This is a genomic window from Vibrio sp. B7 (genome assembly GCF_963888765.1).
Classification (GTDB): domain Bacteria; phylum Pseudomonadota; class Gammaproteobacteria; order Enterobacterales; family Vibrionaceae; genus Vibrio; species Vibrio anguillarum.
Genome location: NZ_CAWPKR010000012.1, coordinates 1 through 18,243, shown reverse-complemented (window position 1 = coordinate 18,243; position 18,243 = coordinate 1). Strand labels below are relative to the sequence as shown.

General features: G+C 42.6%; 14 protein-coding genes. 11 read left to right on the top strand and 3 right to left on the bottom strand.

The genetic code is table 11. The features are described 5' to 3' along the window. The first annotated feature begins 118 nt into the window (after nucleotides 1-118). The 8 genes from AACV32_RS07260 to rmf all read left to right on the top strand — a co-directional run bounded on the left by AACV32_RS07260 (nucleotide 119) and on the right by rmf (nucleotide 13,742). On the top strand, nucleotides 119-4,960 hold the full coding sequence (locus AACV32_RS07260; protein WP_017044697.1) for an NAD-glutamate dehydrogenase: 4,842 nt from the start codon (nucleotides 119-121) through the stop codon (nucleotides 4,958-4,960). A 45-nt stretch (nucleotides 4,961-5,005) separates the two neighbouring features. Beyond that, nucleotides 5,006-6,016, top strand: a complete 1,011-nt coding sequence (gene pyrD / locus AACV32_RS07255; protein ID WP_013856910.1) for a quinone-dependent dihydroorotate dehydrogenase — start codon at nucleotides 5,006-5,008, stop codon at nucleotides 6,014-6,016. Nucleotides 6,017-6,205: 189 nt separating this feature from the next. Then, a complete protein-coding gene (locus tag AACV32_RS07250; RefSeq protein ID WP_010320557.1) occupies nucleotides 6,206-6,748 on the top strand; it encodes a cell division protein ZapC in 543 nt (180 codons plus the stop codon). Nucleotides 6,749-7,224: 476 nt separating this feature from the next. Beyond that, nucleotides 7,225-9,354: a bifunctional 23S rRNA (guanine(2069)-N(7))-methyltransferase RlmK/23S rRNA (guanine(2445)-N(2))-methyltransferase RlmL gene (gene rlmKL, locus AACV32_RS07245; RefSeq protein WP_170895708.1), complete on the top strand. Its 2,130-nt coding sequence runs from the start codon at nucleotides 7,225-7,227 to the stop codon at nucleotides 9,352-9,354. Between the two features lie 3 nt (nucleotides 9,355-9,357). Then, complete coding sequence (locus AACV32_RS07240; protein ID WP_013856908.1) at nucleotides 9,358-9,606, top strand: glutaredoxin family protein; 249 nt, start codon at nucleotides 9,358-9,360, stop codon at nucleotides 9,604-9,606. Next, nucleotides 9,584-11,500: an ABC transporter ATP-binding protein gene (locus AACV32_RS07235; RefSeq protein ID WP_094127630.1), complete on the top strand. Its 1,917-nt coding sequence runs from the start codon at nucleotides 9,584-9,586 to the stop codon at nucleotides 11,498-11,500. Before AACV32_RS07240 ends, AACV32_RS07235 begins: the two co-directional genes overlap by 23 nt. A gap of 9 nt (nucleotides 11,501-11,509) precedes the next feature. After that, nucleotides 11,510-13,399 (top strand): DUF3466 family protein, encoded by a 1,890-nt coding sequence (locus tag AACV32_RS07230; protein WP_170895707.1) that lies wholly within the window; start codon nucleotides 11,510-11,512, stop codon nucleotides 13,397-13,399. Between the two features lie 169 nt (nucleotides 13,400-13,568). After that, nucleotides 13,569-13,742: a ribosome modulation factor gene (gene rmf, locus AACV32_RS07225; RefSeq protein WP_010320553.1), complete on the top strand. Its 174-nt coding sequence runs from the start codon at nucleotides 13,569-13,571 to the stop codon at nucleotides 13,740-13,742. Nucleotides 13,743-13,878: 136 nt separating this feature from the next. Here the strand turns inward: rmf and fabA are convergent, their stop codons facing one another. Then, entirely contained in the window at nucleotides 13,879-14,397 is a 519-nt protein-coding gene (gene fabA / locus AACV32_RS07220; RefSeq protein WP_013856904.1) for a bifunctional 3-hydroxydecanoyl-ACP dehydratase/trans-2-decenoyl-ACP isomerase, read from the bottom strand. A 71-nt stretch (nucleotides 14,398-14,468) separates the two neighbouring features. After that, nucleotides 14,469-16,112, bottom strand: coding sequence for a S16 family serine protease (locus tag AACV32_RS07215; protein ID WP_017044702.1), 1,644 nt, complete (start codon nucleotides 16,110-16,112; stop codon nucleotides 14,469-14,471). A 164-nt stretch (nucleotides 16,113-16,276) separates the two neighbouring features. Here AACV32_RS07215 and matP point away from each other — a divergent pair, with 164 nt between their 5' ends. The 3 genes from matP to AACV32_RS07200 all read left to right on the top strand — a co-directional run bounded on the left by matP (nucleotide 16,277) and on the right by AACV32_RS07200 (nucleotide 17,521). Next, nucleotides 16,277-16,726, top strand: coding sequence for a macrodomain Ter protein MatP (matP, locus tag AACV32_RS07210; RefSeq protein ID WP_026027109.1), 450 nt, complete (start codon nucleotides 16,277-16,279; stop codon nucleotides 16,724-16,726). 13 nt (nucleotides 16,727-16,739) lie between these two features. Further along, nucleotides 16,740-17,057 carry a DUF3634 family protein gene (locus AACV32_RS07205; protein ID WP_094165508.1) on the top strand — a complete coding sequence of 106 codons (318 nt, stop codon included), beginning with the start codon at nucleotides 16,740-16,742 and terminating at the stop codon, nucleotides 17,055-17,057. 128 nt (nucleotides 17,058-17,185) lie between these two features. Further along, the gene (locus tag AACV32_RS07200) at nucleotides 17,186-17,521 is read left to right on the top strand and encodes a hypothetical protein (protein ID WP_096036355.1); all 336 of its coding nucleotides are present in this window, start codon (nucleotides 17,186-17,188) and stop codon (nucleotides 17,519-17,521) included. A 527-nt stretch (nucleotides 17,522-18,048) separates the two neighbouring features. Here AACV32_RS07200 and AACV32_RS07195 read toward each other — a convergent pair. After that, the coding region (locus AACV32_RS07195) for a transposase (RefSeq protein WP_170895706.1) at nucleotides 18,049-18,243 on the bottom strand (195 nt) is incomplete at its 5' end.

Sequence of the window (18,243 nt, the reverse complement as noted above, 5' to 3'; positions counted from 1 at the left end):
CCTGCCCTAAAACTGTTAACTATTTGTCAATAAAGCTTTTACAATAAAGCAAGCATTACCAATGGTAAGCGCTATGCTTACCGCATACCCTACAAAAATAATAATCTTGGAGTCTACTATGACTGCGCGTGAAACTTTAGTGCCAGTTCTGCTTGAAAAAGTGTACAAACTGATTCAAGACAAACTCGATCTTGCTCATCAACCGCTCGTGACCCAACTTGCTCAACATCTATTTAGTAACATTTCGAAAGATGATCTGACTGAACGTAATGAATCTGACTTATATGGTGCAATAGTTAGCCTATGGCACCATATTAACGAGAAAAACCCAGAGGAGCGTTCAGTGCGGGTATTTAACCCGACAGTAAGCCGCCAAGGTTGGCAGTCAACGCACACGATTGTTGAAATAGTAATCCCTGATAGTCCGTTTCTTGTGGACTCCATTAAAATGGCGCTCAGCCGTTTGGATTTATCGTCACACCTCATGCTCAATGGTCCAACGCAAATCTCGCGCACCGATAACGGTGTTATTACTTCGGTAAACCAAGGTGAGGGTGTTCTGCAATCTCTTTTTCATATTGAAGTCGACCGCCTTAGCAGCAAAGAAGCGATGACACAGTTGAAAAATGAGTTGCTTAGTATTCTGAGCGATACAGCTTTAGTGGTGCAAGACTGGCAACCAATGTCAGAAAAACTGGTGCAAGTGATTGCGCAATTGGAGACACAAAAAGAGTTCATTCCTGTAGAAAGTGATCGTTACGAAGAAACCATCAAATTCTTAAAGTGGATGGGAAATCATAATTTCACTTTCATGGGGTACAAAGAGTACGACCTCGTGACGGTCGAAGGCGATACTGAACTGAGACCAACAGCAGAAAAAGGGTTAGGTTTATTTTCTGATTCAAAACGTGTGCGCAGCGTAAAATTATCTGACTTTCCTGATTCTGCGCGCCTTGAAGCCAAAAAGCCTTTTTTATTGATTGTCACTAAAGGCAATACCCAATCACGTATCCACCGCCCAGCTTATACCGATTATATCGGCGTTAAAAAGTTCGACAAGGCAGGTAAAGTGATCGGTGAACATCGTTTCACTGGTCTATATACCTCGGCGGTGTATAACCAAAGTGTCGAAACTATTCCGCTGATCCGCGAAAAAGTAGAACGTATCCTAAAAGCCAGCGGTTATCGTGCAGGCTCGTATTCCTATAAAGCGCTGCACAATATTCTAGAAAACTATCCTCGTGATGAGTTACTGCAAGCACGTGAAGAAGAGATGTTAGAAGTGGGGATGGGCGTAGTGCAAATGCAAGATAGGGATTTGCTGCGTCTGTTTGTTCGTAAAGACCCGTTTGGTCGTTTCTTCAGCTGCATGGTCTATGTGACCAAAGAGCGCTATAACACCGAGCTTCGCCGCCAAACGCAACGAATTTTCAAACAGTACTTTGGTTGTGAGCAAGATGTTGAGTTCACCACTTATTTTTCAGAAAGCCCATTGGCAAGAACACACTACATCGTACGTGTTGATAATAACAACATGGATGTCGATGTAAAAACGGTAGAGCAAAATTTAATGGAAGCATCATCAACTTGGGATGATCGTTTATCAGATGCGATCGTAGCAAACTTTGGAGAGAGTAAAGGGCTGCCATTATCGAAAGAATACATGCGTGCATTCCCTCGCTCTTACAAAGAAGACATGATGCCGGGTTCAGCGGTGGATGATATCCAGCGATTGGAAGCCTTAGATGAAGAGCACAAACTCGGCATGTTGTTCTATCGCCCACAAGAAGAAGCGGCCGATTCAAAAGCGGTGCGGTTAAAACTCTATCACCGTGACGAGCCAATCCATCTTTCTGATGTGATGCCGATGTTGGAAAACTTAGGGCTGAGGGTGATCGGAGAGTCACCTTATGAAGTACGCAAGTTAAATGGTCAAACGTATTGGATCTTAGATTTCTCAATGCTGCATAAGAGCGATAAGAGTGTCGATCTTCGAGAAGCGAGAGATCGTTTTCAACAAGCATTTGCGGCTATTTGGGCTGGTGAATTAGAGAGTGATGGCTTCAACCGACTAGTACTCGGTGCTTCATTAACGGGGCGCGAAGTCTCGATTCTTCGTGCTTATGCGCGTTACATGCGCCAAGTGGGTTTCCCATTCAGTCAACAATATATTGAAGATACACTCAGCCATTATCCAGATGTAGCAAAAGGGCTGGTGGAACTATTCTTAAAGCGGTTTGATCCTAAACACAAAGGGGCTCAAAAAGGGCAAACGGATCTTATTAACGCTATTACTGAAGAGTTAGATCGTGTTGATAGCTTGGATGATGATCGTATTATTCGTCGTTATATGGAGATGATCAGTGCAACGATCCGTACTAACTACTTCCAGCTGGATGAAAACAATCAGATCAAACCTTGGCTTTCTTTAAAAATGAAACCGAAAGAGATTTCTGAAATTCCAGCTCCTGTGCCGGCTTTCGAAATCTTCGTTTATGCGCCTGATATTGAAGGTGTTCATTTACGTGGTGGTAAAGTAGCACGTGGCGGATTACGTTGGTCTGATCGCCAAGAAGATTTCCGTACCGAGATTCTAGGGTTAGTGAAAGCGCAACAGGTAAAAAATACCGTTATTGTTCCTGTGGGAGCAAAAGGTGGTTTTGTGTGTAAGAAACAGCACATGTTTACCACGCGTGATGAGATCTTTGCCGAGGGACAACGCTGCTATAAACGTTTTATTCGTGCATTACTCGATGTTTCCGACAATATTATTGAAGGTGAAGTCGTTCCACCTAAAAATGTCGTTCGTCATGATGAAGATGACCCTTACTTAGTTGTAGCCGCGGATAAAGGGACAGCAACATTTTCCGATTTGGCTAACTCAGTGTCAGCAGAATACAATTTCTGGCTAGGTGACGCTTTTGCTTCTGGTGGTTCAAATGGTTACGACCATAAAGCCATGGGGATTACAGCAAAAGGGGGATGGGAGTCAGTCAAGCGCCACTTCCGTGAAATGGGCATTAATTGCCAAACCACAGATTTCACAGCGATTGGCATCGGCGATATGGCTGGAGATGTGTTCGGTAATGGCATGCTGCTGTCTAAACACATCTGTTTGCAAGCAGCGTTTAACCATTTGCATATTTTCATCGATCCAACACCAAATTCAGCAAAAAGTTGGGAAGAGCGCAATCGCTTATTCAACACGCCACGATCTAGCTGGGAAGATTACAACGCAAAGTTGATCTCAAAAGGTGGTGGCATCTTCTCTCGCAAAGCGAAATCGATCACCTTAACGCCTGAAATTCAAAAAATGATCGGCACTAAGAAGGCTTCTGTTGCGCCTAATGAGCTGATTAAAATGATCTTGAAAATGGAAGTGGATCTTCTGTGGAACGGAGGCATCGGCACCTATGTTAAATCATCGAAAGAGAGCCATTCTGATGTAGGTGACCGTGCTAACGATGCTCTAAGAATTGATGGACGCGATCTTCGTACAAAAGTGATCGGTGAAGGTGGTAACTTAGGTATGACTCAACTTGGACGTGTTGAGTATGCATTAACTGGTGGTCGTGTTAATACCGACTTTGTTGATAACGTTGGTGGCGTCGATTGCTCGGATAATGAAGTTAATATTAAGATCTTCTTGAATGGCTTGGTGGCGAATGGTGATCTTACCGTCAAACAACGTAATCAGATCTTAGAGTCGATGGAAGACGAAGTAGGAGGCATCGTTATTGAAGATGCTTACGCTCAATCTGAAGCTATTTCTGTCACTGAGCAACAGGGTGTATCGTTAGTTAAAGAGCAAATTCGTTTCATCCATGCTATGGAAAAAGCAGGGCATCTTGACCGAGCATTGGAATACATTCCAGATGATGAAACTTTGCTTGAGCGTGAGAAGCAGGGATTTGCATTAACCCGTCCGGAGCTATCGGTATTAGTGGCATACGGCAAAATGGTGTTGAAAGAGGAATTGGCTTGTGAAGAGATTTCACACGATGAATTCCATTCACAGCAGTTGATCAACTATTTCCCTACTGAGTTACGTCGTAATTATTCTCAGCACATGCAACAGCATCCACTTCGTGCAGAGATCATTGCTACGGCTCTGGCCAATCAGATGGTGAACGAAATGGGATGTAATTTCGTGACCCGTCTGCAAGAAGAGACTGGTGCGAATGTTGTCGATATTGCCAATGCTTACACTGCGGCAAGAGAAATCTATGGTTTAGGCCGTGTTCTTGAGCAGGTTCGTTTACTCGACAATAAAGCAGAAGCCGATGCACAGTACGATGTGATTTTCTTAGTACGCCGAACCTTACGCCGCTTATCTCGTTGGTTGCTGCGTAATCGTTCAGGCAAACAATCGGTCAAAGATTTGATTGCGCTTTATCAAACTGACGTCAATGCCGTTTCCGCTGAACTAGACAATATGCTCGTTGCTGAAGAGGTTGCAGAGCATAATGCCATGGCTCAAGTCTGGATTGATAAAGGCATTAACTCAGAACTGGCGAACTACGTTGCTCGTTTATCAAGCCTGTACTCAGCACTGGATATATCCACAGTGGCTCGTGATAAAGGTAAGACCGTTGCTCAGACAGCTAAGCTTTACTTTAACTTGGGTGATCGTTTATCACTGCACTGGTTCTTGAAACAGATTAACGGCCAAGCGGTGGATAACAACTGGCAAGCACTAGCTCGCGCTGCATTCCGTGAAGATTTAGACTGGCAGCAGCGTCAACTCACTGCGCAAGTATTGAATTGTACTTGTGCGCCAGAAGAACTCGATGTAATGAAAGCACTGGATGAATGGATTGCTAGTAATGAAGTGTCCTTAATGCGCTGGGAGAGTATCCTCAACGAATTTAAAGTTGGTGCAGTACATGAATTTGCAAAATTCTCAGTAGCATTAAGAGAATTAGTACTTTTAAATTTGAATTGTGCGGCAAATGAGTAAATAATAACGCCCCGTTTATACGGGGCTTTTTATTTCGGAGGCACAATGCTCTACCGCTTAGCCAGGACTGGCTTTTTTCAACTTGATGCCGAAAAGGCACATGATCTCGCCATTGAAAACTTTAAACGTTTCACAGGCACTCCTCTTGATCTCTTCTATCGTCAACACTTACCCAATCGCCCAGTCGAATGCATGGGTTTAACTTTTAAAAACCCTGTAGGTTTGGCCGCTGGCCTAGATAAAAATGGGGAATGCATAGAAGCTTTTGGTGCAATGGGGTTTGGTTTTGTCGAAGTTGGTACCGTGACTCCACGTCCTCAATCTGGTAACGATAAACCGCGTTTATTTCGTTTGATCCAAGCGGAAGGTATTATCAATCGAATGGGCTTTAACAACTTAGGTGTCGACAACCTAGTTGAGAACGTTAAGAAAGCTAAATATGACGGCATTATCGGTATCAACATTGGAAAGAATAAAGATACACCGATTGAAAATGGGGCAGATGACTATCTTATTTGTATGGAGAAAGTCTACCCATATGCTGGTTACATAGCAGTGAACATTTCATCCCCCAACACTCCTGGGTTACGAACGTTACAATATGGTGAGGCATTGGATGATTTGCTTGCCGTACTGAAAGCGAAGCAATCTGAATTGGCTAAGCTGCATAATAAATACGTTCCGTTAACATTAAAGATCGCTCCCGATCTTTCTGATGACGAACTTAAACAAATTTGCCAATCGTTACTCAAGCATAATATTGATGGCGTTATCGCGACTAATACCACATTGGATCGGTCGCTGGTGGAAGGTATGAAATTCGCGAATGAAGCGGGTGGGTTAAGTGGCCGTCCTGTTCAATCAAGAAGTACTGAAGTGATTAAGTGCTTGTACCAAGAGTTGGGTGATAAGCTGCCCATTATTGGAGTGGGTGGTATTGATTCTTGTATCGCTGCAAAAGAAAAAATGTTGGCGGGCGCGAAACTAGTACAAGTCTATTCAGGATTCATTTACCACGGCCCAGGTTTAGTGAGAGATATTGTCAAGAACCTGTAAATAAGTGCGATTTAAAGGTATTTACTCAGAAAAATAAAAAGTGACTGGGTCAAAGTAAGAGGGAATGAGTTATTCATTTCCTCTTTTTTTTTATATTTCTGTTCTTAAAATTACATTCAATAGCTGGCAAAGGTAATTAAGCGTTTTACCTAATAGTTTGATAATTCATTAAAATTAGAGAGTGGAACGATGCTTAAACCAAGTGACAAATGGAGTTGGTATTATTCAGATAGCGAAAGCTGCCTGATGTTGTACCTTGGTGATGAGATGGTTTTTAAGACCAATCTTTACCGTAATCTGCTCGTCGATTGTGCTTTTGCTGAGAATCATTTTTCAGTCGATGATGCGAGTGCTTTCCAAACCTACAAAGAGCAAATTGCCTATTTAGGTTTAAGTGAGCCAAGACAAGCCGAATTAGCACTCTATTGTGTTGCCGCTAAGCGTTTTCATAAACCTGTCCAGCCTAAAAGTTGGTTTTTTGATCATCAAGGCTACGGTTTTGAACCGAGTGAAGGTGACATTGTTCGGTTGGTCAACGGCTACAGCCAAGGTTATTTCATCGTACTTGAGGTAGGGGACTGCGCTAGTCTTTGCGCCTTAGTCGATTTGGATGCGTTCATACTGAATGGTTCCAAACAGCTGGAATTCGGACAGGTCATTAAGGTTATGCATGACCGTATGGCTTGCGCCAATCATATTTTGCTCGAAGAGCACGTTGCTCTTGTGAGTTAACTTTTCCCTAATAGCACAACGTTTCGTTCCTTTGTTTCATTTCCCATCGGCTTAATAGCCGATTTTTTTTGCCTAGAGCTTTTCCCCAACTCAATCCTATCCGTCTGAATTCGATCTTAAATGTGAGATTTGTTCAGGATTCTGATGTTTTTTTCTTCAAAAGTGACGTTATAAACAGTGTCTACATTGCTAGAAATGACCGACATATTCCCATTTTTAGCTCATTTGTAATTAATTTACACTACAAAAATCAATCTGGTATAGTCCAATTATGCGGTGAATAAATACTCACTTATCCCGTAGGCCTTGCTATATCTAGTGAGATGTTTTTGCAATGCTCGAAGCTTGTCTATTTGTAAAATTGGCGAGTAGTTAAGCAATTGAATGGTTGAGAAGGTGAAAGAGACACTTTGTTTTACTCAAGCGTGGGATTGTCAGGTATAATGCGTGGTCATTTTTATCAGTAAAAGAGCAGTATGAATCAATATCTAGCGGTTACCTCAAACGGTCTTGAGAACCTATTAGTTGAAGAACTAACCAAATTAGGGATTACGGACGCAAAACCCGTGCAGGCCGGGGTAAAATTTAAAGCGTCGAAAGAGCAGATTTATCGCTGTTGTTTGTGGAGCCGTCTAGCATCAAGATTTGTTCGCGTCCTCTCTGAATTTACCTGCCAAAATGATATGGATCTTTACTTGTCAGCAAGTTCAGTGAACTGGGTTAATCATTTTCATAGTTCGAAAAAGTTTGTTGTCGACTTCAACGGCACAAATAACGAAATCCGCAACAGTCAGTACGGCGCGATGAAAGTAAAGGATGCGGTTGTCGACTGTTTCACCAAAAAGAACTTACCGCGCCCTTCGATCGATAAAGATCATGCAGATCTTCGTGTCCATGTACGCTTGCATAAAGATAAAGCCATTTTAGGGATTGATATGGTGGGCGGTGGTTTACATCAGCGCGGTTACCGTACCGAAGCGGGGCGAGCACCACTTCGTGAAACATTAGCAGCGGCTATTATTTTGCGTAGTGGATGGAGTGAAGCGAAGCCACTGCTCGACCCAATGTGTGGTTCTGGTACTTTGCTCATTGAGGCGGCCATGATAGCTGCTGGTATGGCCCCCAGTCTCAAGCGTCCAAAGTGGAGTTTCGAAGCTTTAGAGGATTTTGATGCAGAACTGTGGGCGCAAATAAAATCAGAGGCCAATGTTCAAGCAAGACGTGGTGTCAAGAAGGTTGACTGTAAGTTCTTTGGTTTTGATAACGATGCACGAGTGCTGCAGACCGCGAAAGATAACGCTCGCCGCGCAGGGGTTGAAGAACTGATTACCTTCCAGCTAGGTGATGCGGCACTGATCAAACGTCCTGAAGGGTTTGAGGATGGTGTGGTTATCTGTAATCCACCCTATGGTGAACGTTTAGGTACACATCCTGGTTTGATTGCTTTATACACGGCATTTGGTGGTCAATTAAAGGCTGAATTTGGCGGTTGCCAAGCGTCGATTTTCTCAAGCTCTGACGAATTACTCAGTTGTTTGCGTATGCGCGCTGAAAAGCAGTTTAAGTTAAATAACGGTGCGTTACCTTGTCACCAAAAGAACTACTCAATTTCATTGCGCACGGTAGAACCGGGAGCGTCTATTTCTCAAGAATCGGTGATCGCTCCTGATTTTTCGAATCGTTTAAAGAAAAATATTGCGAAAATTGGTAAGTGGGCGAAACGTGAATCACTAGATTGCTATCGTATTTATGATGCTGATTTGCCTGAATACAATGTTGCGATCGATGTTTATCTCGACCACCTAGTGATCCAAGAATACGCCGCACCTAAGGATATTCTAGAAGAAAAGGCGAAACGCCGTTTAACAGATATCATTCGTGCCGCGATTCAAGTCACCGGAACAGAAGCAAATAAAGTGGTACTCAAAGTTCGTGAAAAACAGAAAGGGCGCTCTCAATATCAAAAATTAGGGCAAATTTCTGAGACAATGGAAGTGAACGAGTATGGCGTTAAACTGATTGTCAATTTACATGATTATCTCGATACGGGTTTATTCCTTGATCATAAATTGACGCGCCGTCGCTTAGGGCAAATGGCAAAGGGTAAAGATTTCCTCAATCTATTTGCTTACACCGGCTCTGCAACCGTTCATGTTGCTTGCGGTGGAGCAAAATCAACCATGACGGTTGATATGTCTAAAACCTATTTAGAATGGGCTAAAGACAACTTAAAGCTCAACGGTCAAGTTGGACACCAGCATCGCTTTGAACAAGCCGACTGTGTGCAATGGTTAGAGACTGCAAAAGAACAATTTGATTTGATATTTATCGATCCGCCGACATTCTCAAATTCCAAACGTATGGAACACACATTTGATGTACAACGCGATCATATTAAGTTGATGGAAAATTTAAAACGTATCCTACGTCCAGAAGGTACGATTGTGTTTTCAAACAATAAACGACATTTTAAAATGGATTTAGAAGCGCTAGCTGAGCTTGGTTTAGTTGCTCAAAATATTTCAGCGCAAACATTGCCACTGGATTTTGAACGCAATAAGCAGATCCACAACTGCTGGACCATTTCCCATGCACGCAGTGAATAGGGAATGAAGTTGTTCACGCTTTACAGTACTGAAGGATGCCATCTCTGTGAGATGGCATTTCAGCTTGTTCAGCAGGCAAACATTGCTGAACAAGTACAACTTGTTGATATTGCATTTGATGATGCGCTCTTCTCTCGTTACGGGGTCACCATTCCGGTTCTTAAATACCAAGAATCCGAACTGAGCTGGCCCTTTGACCAACAAACATTACTTCATTGGTTAGAAAATAATGGCATTAATTACCATCCATAACGGTCAATTAGCATTTGGTGACCACCCATTACTCGATCATGCAGATTTCGCATTGCAAGAAAATGAACGAGTTTGTCTCGTCGGCCGGAACGGTGCAGGCAAGTCGACTATGATGAAAGTTCTTGCGAGAGAAATCATCATGGACGACGGAAAAATGCAGATAGAACAAGATGTTGTTGTTTCTCGATTAGAACAAGATCCGCCTAGAGATGAAGCCGGCACCGTTTTTGATTATGTTGCTGGTGGATTAGCGGAAGTTGGTGAGTATCTAAAGATCTATCAAGATCTTTTGGATCTCATCGTTGTCGATCCAAGTGAAAGTAATATCAATAAGTTATCTCGCATTCAAGAGCAGCTAGAGCATACAGGGGCATGGCGTTTTGAAGAACGTATTCAAAATGTTCTGGCGGCGTTGAAACTGGATGGCCACACCAAACTAACGGATTTATCCGGTGGATGGCAGCGTAAAGCGGCTCTTGCAAGAGCACTAGTGTGTGATCCTGATGTCCTTTTGCTTGATGAACCGACTAACCACCTTGATGTAACCACCATCGAATGGCTCGAAGGCTTTTTGAAAGATTTTAGAGGCTCGATCATCTTTGTATCGCATGACCGGACGTTCATCCACTCAATGGCGACACGCATTGTTGATCTTGACCGCGGCAAGCTCAGCTCGTTTCCTGGTGATTATGATCAGTACCTTGTCGCCAAGGAAGAAGCCTTGCGCGTAGAAGAGATGCAAAATGCCGAGTTTGATAAGAAATTGGCCCAAGAAGAAGTTTGGATTCGCCAAGGCATCAAAGCGCGTCGTACTCGTAACGAAGGGCGTGTAAGAGCACTCAAGAAGCTAAGAGAAGAGCGTAATGATCGCCGTGAGGTACAGGGCAAAGCAAACTTGCAAATCGATGACGCTGCGCGTTCAGGAAAAATTGTCTTCGAAGCGAAGGATATTAGCTATAGCATTGATGGCAAAAACATTGTCTCGAACTTCAGTTTCAATATCATGCGTGGTGATCGCATTGCACTTATTGGCCCTAACGGATGCGGTAAAAGTACGCTGCTGAAACTGCTGTTGGGTGATTTACAACCTCAGAGTGGCAAATTACATTGCGGTACCAAACTTGAAGTTGCTTATTTTGATCAGTACCGTGAGATCCTCGATCCTGAGAAGTCGGTAATTGACAACTTAGCTGACGGAAAACAAGAAGTGATGGTGGCTGGGCGCCCACGGCACGCATTAAGCTACTTACAAGATTTCTTGTTTGCCCCTAAACGTGCGAGAACGCCTGTAAAAGCGCTATCTGGTGGTGAGAAAAACAGACTGTTGCTTGCTCGTATCTTCCTCAAACCGAATAATTTATTGATTTTGGATGAACCAACCAACGATTTAGATATCGAAACTTTGGAACTTTTAGAAGATTTGCTTGCCAATTACCAAGGCACATTGCTGCTTGTCAGCCACGATCGTCAATTTGTTGATAATACTGTAACAACGAGTTGGATTTTTGAAGGCGATGGCAAAATTGAAGAATTTGTTGGAGGTTATCACGATGCTCAGCAACAAAGAGCTCAGGTTTTGCAGTCACGAGTTGCTGAAAATGTCAGCAATAAAGAAAAAGTGGTTGAGGAAACTCTCAAAACAGCGCCAATTAAGACAAAACCTAAAAAGTTATCTTATAAACTGCAGCGAGAAATGGATGAGTTGCCCGCAATGTTAGAGCAACTTGAGAATGATATTGAAATGCTTCAACAGCAAGTGAACGATCCTGAGTTTTTCATGCAATCAGCAGATAAAACACAGCCCGTTTTAGATAAGTTAACTGCGAAAGAGCAGGAGCTTGAAATTGCTTTCGAGCGCTGGGAAGAGCTCGAAGCAATGCAACAGGAAAGTTAGAGATTATTAATGAGTAGTAAAACATTTAAAATCACCGTAATTGCGGCCAGTATTCTGGCTGCCACTCAAGCTCATGCTGCACTTTACCAAATTGTCGAAGTGACACCCAGTAACGTATCAGCTAATGAATATTATGGAAGGGCAATACAAAAAGATACGGTTTCATCGCATCCATTAGGCTGTTTTACGGCCGGAAATAGCTGTAATACTTTTGCGTTTGGTGGCGATACGCTCAATGGTTCTGATGGCATTTCCTATCGTGATGAAGTGCCATTCAAAATGGATAATCGTTTTGTTTATCAGGATATTGATGATCTCAAAAGCTATTGCTCTAACGAACTCGGTTATTCTACTTGTGACGCATGGGCTGATAAGCAGTGGCACGGTTTTGAGTACAACAATGTTGAAACTGGCGGTTTGAAGCGTGAGCGTGATGCTTGGGATAATGGTAGTTATCTAAAAAATGCAGCGGCCTTTGTTAATTCATCGCAAGTTGTTTTGACTTTTGGCTCTATTGCAAATACTCAGAATACCGTTTTAACTGGGTTAGACGGTACTTATGCTTTTGGTATTACGAGCAGCGGTTACACACAGTCTGGGAGTAATTACGCTCTAGGCTACCGTCAACGTGGTTTTTATAATGGCAATATTTTAAATCCACCAACAGACACCACAATTGTCAAAGACACAAATAATAAAATTGTTGAAAAAATGGGTCGGACGTTCGCTTATGATGTATTCAATGATGGTACCCATAATTTCGTGGTTGGTAGTGCATCAGTTAGCCCTTATTTAACGGGTAATGGTGATGATGATAACAAAGACTACAATGGCGATGTTAACACTTGTGTGAGTGATGGTCTCGATCCACAGTTAACTCGTCAGTGTCAAAATTTTGCATTTGCAACGCAAGCTTATATGTGGGATACAGCATCTACATCGACGAGTTACCGCGTAACAGGGTGGGTCGGTGATGTTGAAGCAAACCGTAGCGGATACTCTGCACAAGCAAGTGTAAGAGGCGCTGCTATTCCTACATCTGGCAGTTACGCTAACAAGCCGGTTATGGCTGGTTTTAATACCTATCGCGATGATAATGTTTTTAGAATGCAAGCAACAGTATTCTATCCTAATGCAAGTTACGACGTAACAACTTCTAAGCATGATATGTGGAGTAGTAAGGTTATTACTGGCACAGAACTGAAAGTGGATGGAGATGTGATTTACTCCAACTCATTAGCGACAGATATTAATAACCATTTAATCGTGATCGGTGAAACAAAACGTCGAGGCGATAAACCTGAAAGCGGCGCAGCAGCAAACCGTATTTTCGTGGCAGATGTTAATAGCGGAACGCCTGTAGCTAACTATCTATCAGGTGGAATTTTCTTTACTGGTGCTGGCGGTGAAGCGAAAGCGATCAACAATTTCAATGAAATTGTCGGTCAAATCGATGCAGAAAAAGGTCGTGAAGATGGAGGCAAACAACGTCGTCATCGTGGCTTTATCTATCCTTTCAACGGTACAGGGAGTAATGCAGCAAGAATGGCATTGTTCCAGAACCAAGGTTGGTGGTTAGATGATCTAACCAACGGTGGGGCTTACTCACAACATAATAACCAGTTCCGTATTTTTGAAGCCTCAGATATCAACGATGATGGTGTGATTGCAGCAAGTGCATTTAAATGTACTGGTGGCTATGACGATTTCTCCCATAACTCATACTGTACTTCTGGAAGTGAAAGCGTTGTCGCGATTAAACTGATCCCGATTGCTGGCGCGGCGGCTAGCGATATTGAAGTCCGCAGCACGGCACTTCCACCCGTTGAACGTAAAGGCGGTAGTATGGGGTGGATTACTCTGACACTACTTGCTCTCTTTGGGTTCCGCAGAAAATAATTAAATAGTGTAAAGAATGGCGCAAGTTCACAATTTAGAATCTGCGCCTTTTTTGTAACTTGAGAAAGTCGAATTTTTGAGCAATTCTTAATTGTGGCGTAACAGATATGCCATGTAGATTTAATAGTTGTATGTAAGACACAAGTTACTGTATGAGGACTACACTATGATGAAGAGACAAAAGCGTGATCGCCTTGAAAGAGCACAGTCTCATGGGTATAAAGCTGGCTTAAACGGACGTTCCGTAGAGGCTTGCCCTTATCAACAAACGGACGCTCGTTCATATTGGCTAGGTGGTTGGCGCGATGCCAGAGATGACAAACAAGCTGGTCTCTACAAATAAACTCCCACATACATGCAAAAGGATTTAAGCCCCGGAAGGGGCTTTTTAGTATTCAAGCCACTCTAAGGCACTATAACTAAGTGTTTTGATGAGAAAAAAGCGACTCTATGAGTCGCTTATGAATAGTTTAACGTCATTAAAAAGCAGAAGTATCTTGGAAAAGACCTACTTTTAAATCCTTTGCAACGTAAATCTCTTTGCCATCGACAAGAACGCGACCATCAGCTAGGCCCATTACAAGTTTACGGTTAACAACCCGTTTCATCGTGATTTCGTAAGTTACTTTTTTTGCTGTTGGTAGGATCTGACCTGTGAACTTAACTTCACCAACACCTAATGCCCGGCCTTTTCCTTTGCCACCAACCCAGCCAAGGAAGAAACCAACCAATTGCCACATCGCATCTAAACCTAAACAGCCAGGCATTACAGGATCGCCAGGGAAATGGCAATCGAAGAACCATAGATCAGGAGTAATATCTAACTCAGCAAGAATAAGGCCTTTACCATACTCGCCCTCGGTTTCTGACATTTTGGTGATGCGGTCCATCATCAACATATTTGGCGCTGGCAATTGAGGATAGCCAGGCCCAAAAAGCTCACCTTGGCTAGAGGCTAGTAAGTCTTCACGATTATATGAATCTCGTTTATTCTGCATTATCAGTTACTCCAATTTTTGATAGGGTGCATATTAGGGAACACGTGTACGCTAAACAACTCCGATCAGTGCTACACAAACCAGTTTTTAATGCGCTCTGCAATACTGTGTGATTGGTCATGCCTTTCAAAGTTTTCAATACGTTGAGCAATTTTATTAATGATGCTTTCTTCGTCATCGCCTCTGAATGACGCACCCATAAGGATCGGTACGGCTTCATCAACTGTAGCGACTGGCCAAATATGAAATTCATCATTTTTAATGCTATTGACTACATCTTTATGAAGTGCAAGATGTTTTAGATTTGTTCTTGGTAGAATGACGCCTTGTCCACCCGTGAATCCCTGATGCTTACACACATGGTAAAAGCCTTCAATTTTTTCGTTTAGCCCGCCAACAGCTTGAACTCGCCCGAATTGATCAACCGCACCTGTCACAGCGATTTGTTGGTTAATGGGATGTTCAGATAAAGCGCTAACTAAAGAACATAACTCGGCTAGTGATGCACTGTCGCCATCCACTTCGCTGTATGATTGTTCGAAGACAACCGAGGCCGAATAGGGAAGCGGTGCGTCAAGGTTCATTGAGCTGCTTACAAAGGCTTGCATTATCATCATGCCTTTTGCATGCAAATTACCACCGAGCTCGGCTTTGCGTTCGACATCGGTAATATCACCGTCACCAAAGTGCACAACGCATGAGATACGGGCTGGTTCACCATAGGAAAGAGGATGGCCAGCAACATCGATCACCGTTAATCCATTGACTTGGCCGACTTGTTCGCCTTGAGTTTCGATAATGACTTGTCCATCAAGTATATCGTCGAGTGCTCGTTGCTGCAGATAAGACTCTCGATAATAGCGTTTGTCTAAGGCACTTTCGATATGAGATTTAGTAATCGGATACTGATTTGACTCTAAGGCCGCTTCTTCTATGAGTGTTCTGTGCCATATTACACATAACGGTGTGTAATGTTGATCTTCCGTGAAACGGGCACCTGCGGTCATAAGAGCAGGAATGGCATCTTCAGTCAGTGTAGGGAGTTGGTATTCTTCAGATATCCAACGTAAATAAGCGAGATAGGTCAATATCGATTGTTCATCAATTTTCAGGTCCAACTCTAATTCGGTGTAGAAACAAAAGCTTGAGCGGACGTCTGCATCCAAATAGTCGACATCGGCTAACTGGTTCCTATCACCTAAAATGATCAGTTTGACCTCATATCTTTTAGAGATTGGTGAGGGGTGTGGTGATTTAGCATCACAATTAATGGGGCTTACATCTTCGCCTAATACTGCCGCTTTTAATAACGGCCACATTTTAGGATTAGCCAACAGCATATTAGCGGAGATCAGGAGATAACCACCATTGGCTTTATCCAATAAGCCAGGAATTTCGCTGGTGATAAGCCCATTTTCAGCGCGGTATTGGCCAAAGATAGTCCCCATATCGAGGGACTCCGTACAAATAACGTGCGAGTTTGGCTTTATTACTTGAAGTTTTTGACTGACTAATTGACGATAGATTGAGTTATCTGGCGCGTTGATCAACATCACTCGTGTAAAACCTTTCAATTGAACAAACTGCTGAATAGCGGTTGCTAGTCTGGGCTGAGTGTCGAGTAATGTTACCGGAGATAGACTAGGGTACTGAGCTAGTTGCGAGTGGAATTGATCATACTGAGGTGTGACTGAACGCCAAATATTTTGAGTCATTGAAATCTAGTGTTTATTAAAAGAAGCCAGATTATATAGAAAAATAGCAATGTCTAACAGCTCCATTATTATGCTTGATCTTGTTCGCTTTTTTGAATCCAAAAATTGAACTCTGAACGATGGTGGGTTACGCTGTCACCCTAACTTGGCATGGATTTTACGTTATGAAATATCAACAGCTTGAAAATTTGGAATCGGGTTGGAAGTGGCAATACTTAATTAATAAGTGGAAAGATGGCGAAACAATCACTCGTTATGTAGACAAAAGCGAAGCTCTAGCTGCAATTGAACAGTTAAAAAAAATAGAGCATGAACCCAATCTGGTTCTTGGGTGGATTGATCAGCACATGTCACTTGAACTGAGTAATAAACTCAAGCAAGCAATTAGAGCCAAACGCAAGCGCCACTTTAATGCTGAGCAACTACACACCAGAAAGAAATCTATCGATCTCGATTATCGAGTGTGGGAAAAACTATCATATCGAGCCAATGAGCTTGGTTGCACTTTGTCTGACGCGATTGAATACCTGTTAAGTGAAGCATCTCGTAGCGAAAAAGCGAGTAGAACTGTCTCAAGTTTAAAAGAAGATTTAAGTAAATTACTGTCTGAATAAGAAGGAGATAAAAATGTTGTATGTCATTCTGGCTGCTGCTGCAGTTATCTTTTGGTTAGTCGCTGTTGATCGGCCTGTATTGAGAGTTAAATTCAAAGATGGTGTCATAGCACAAGTTAAAGGTCATTTCCCTCCAAGTTTTAAACATAATGTGACTGAGATTGCTGAAAAGACAGGCTTGAGCGGCGAACTAAAAGTTTACCAGCAGAGAACGGGTGTTAAGTTGGTTTTTTCTAAAGACGTACCTAAAAAAATTCAACAGCGTATTCGCAATGTTTTTCCTCATCAGGGATTTCATACAAAAGAGCAACGAACCAAGAAGTCACATTGAGTCTGCCATTCTTAAGTTACAGATTGTTTTCATTAAAAAACGAACATCGTCGAAACGATCAACTTTACACATCGTCCATTTATAACTCGCTGATATCATGATTGAAGTCTCTGTAAAGGTTCTCGACGATGAAAAAAATCTGTGTAGTTATCATTTCGTTATTGATAGTAGTTTTCTGTTCAAAGGGTTATGCCGACGATTCAGAAAGTAATCCTGTCGCGAAATCAATAAAACAGCAAACACTTAAAGCTCTTAAAAAATATAGATCTAAGCTTGATGGATATTGTGACGTGATGATCGAAATGAAGCATGTTCAAAGTTATGCAGAAATTGTAGGCGTTGGGACAAACGGTGATTATCAAATCTGCGCTAAAGCAAAATCTAAAATTAAGATAGGCAAAAAATTTAAATATAAAGTTCCAGAGAAATACATACGGATACAAATCAATGCAGCAGAGTTATGAGTAAGGTGTGATTTCACTGTGAAATGGAAATTTGGATGTATGGTTTCAATTACTATTATGGTTAACAAATCAGAGTGCGTATTATGGTTATGAGTTATGTTGAGGGTTTGCCTCTGGCCTGAGAGCAGTCAAGGGTGGGCGAAAGACTTGGCAATATCCGGTCAGTGCAACGCTGGCCGTGATGACTAGGATAGAGAATCGCTTTACCATCGAAGCCCGTAATATAATTCGCACTCATCCCACCAAATGACATACCTACCGGTTCAGTACGTCAAAAATGACATGCCTGATTTCTGCCGCTCGCCACAGTGCGAGCTAATCTCTGATTAGTCGAGCGCGAGGAAGCGGAATTTCACCGCCCTAAATCACTTCTACGGTCACCGTATATTGCCCAATGACGACGGACGCACGACGACGAAGACTGAGGAGGAGGAGGAAGGAGAAAGCAGGGCAAGTACACTAATGCCGTTCACTTAAGGTGAGCGGCATTGTATGACCCTGTAAATAATTCTGTGTAACTGTCAGGGTTACATGTATTGAGTGAGTCGGTCTTCGAACATAATCATAAAGCGGTTTAGAGCTTGTCGCCAGTTTCTGATCGGCATCGTCCATTTCTTGGAAGCATCTCGGATAGCCAGGTAGATCACCTTTCTAGCTGATTCATCCGTTGGGAAGAGCTTGCGCTTCTTAATCGCTTTTCTAATAACGCTGTTGAGGGATTC

What these genes read in the sequence shown, in the direction of transcription:
- AACV32_RS07260 (WP_017044697.1), top strand. Translation starts at nt 119, where the DNA reads ATGACTGCGCGTGAAACTTTAGTGCCAGTTCTGCTTGAAAAAGTGTAC.
- pyrD (WP_013856910.1), top strand. Translation starts at nt 5,006, where the DNA reads ATGCTCTACCGCTTAGCCAGGACTGGCTTTTTTCAACTTGATGCCGAA.
- AACV32_RS07250 (WP_010320557.1), top strand. Translation starts at nt 6,206, where the DNA reads ATGCTTAAACCAAGTGACAAATGGAGTTGGTATTATTCAGATAGCGAA.
- rlmKL (WP_170895708.1), top strand. Translation starts at nt 7,225, where the DNA reads ATGAATCAATATCTAGCGGTTACCTCAAACGGTCTTGAGAACCTATTA.
- AACV32_RS07240 (WP_013856908.1), top strand. Translation starts at nt 9,358, where the DNA reads ATGAAGTTGTTCACGCTTTACAGTACTGAAGGATGCCATCTCTGTGAG.
- AACV32_RS07235 (WP_094127630.1), top strand. Translation starts at nt 9,584, where the DNA reads ATGGCATTAATTACCATCCATAACGGTCAATTAGCATTTGGTGACCAC.
- AACV32_RS07230 (WP_170895707.1), top strand. Translation starts at nt 11,510, where the DNA reads ATGAGTAGTAAAACATTTAAAATCACCGTAATTGCGGCCAGTATTCTG.
- rmf (WP_010320553.1), top strand. Translation starts at nt 13,569, where the DNA reads ATGAAGAGACAAAAGCGTGATCGCCTTGAAAGAGCACAGTCTCATGGG.
- fabA (WP_013856904.1), bottom strand. Translation starts at nt 14,397, where the DNA reads ATGCAGAATAAACGAGATTCATATAATCGTGAAGACTTACTAGCCTCT.
- AACV32_RS07215 (WP_017044702.1), bottom strand. Translation starts at nt 16,112, where the DNA reads ATGACTCAAAATATTTGGCGTTCAGTCACACCTCAGTATGATCAATTC.
- matP (WP_026027109.1), top strand. Translation starts at nt 16,277, where the DNA reads ATGAAATATCAACAGCTTGAAAATTTGGAATCGGGTTGGAAGTGGCAA.
- AACV32_RS07205 (WP_094165508.1), top strand. Translation starts at nt 16,740, where the DNA reads ATGTTGTATGTCATTCTGGCTGCTGCTGCAGTTATCTTTTGGTTAGTC.
- AACV32_RS07200 (WP_096036355.1), top strand. Translation starts at nt 17,186, where the DNA reads ATGAAAAAAATCTGTGTAGTTATCATTTCGTTATTGATAGTAGTTTTC.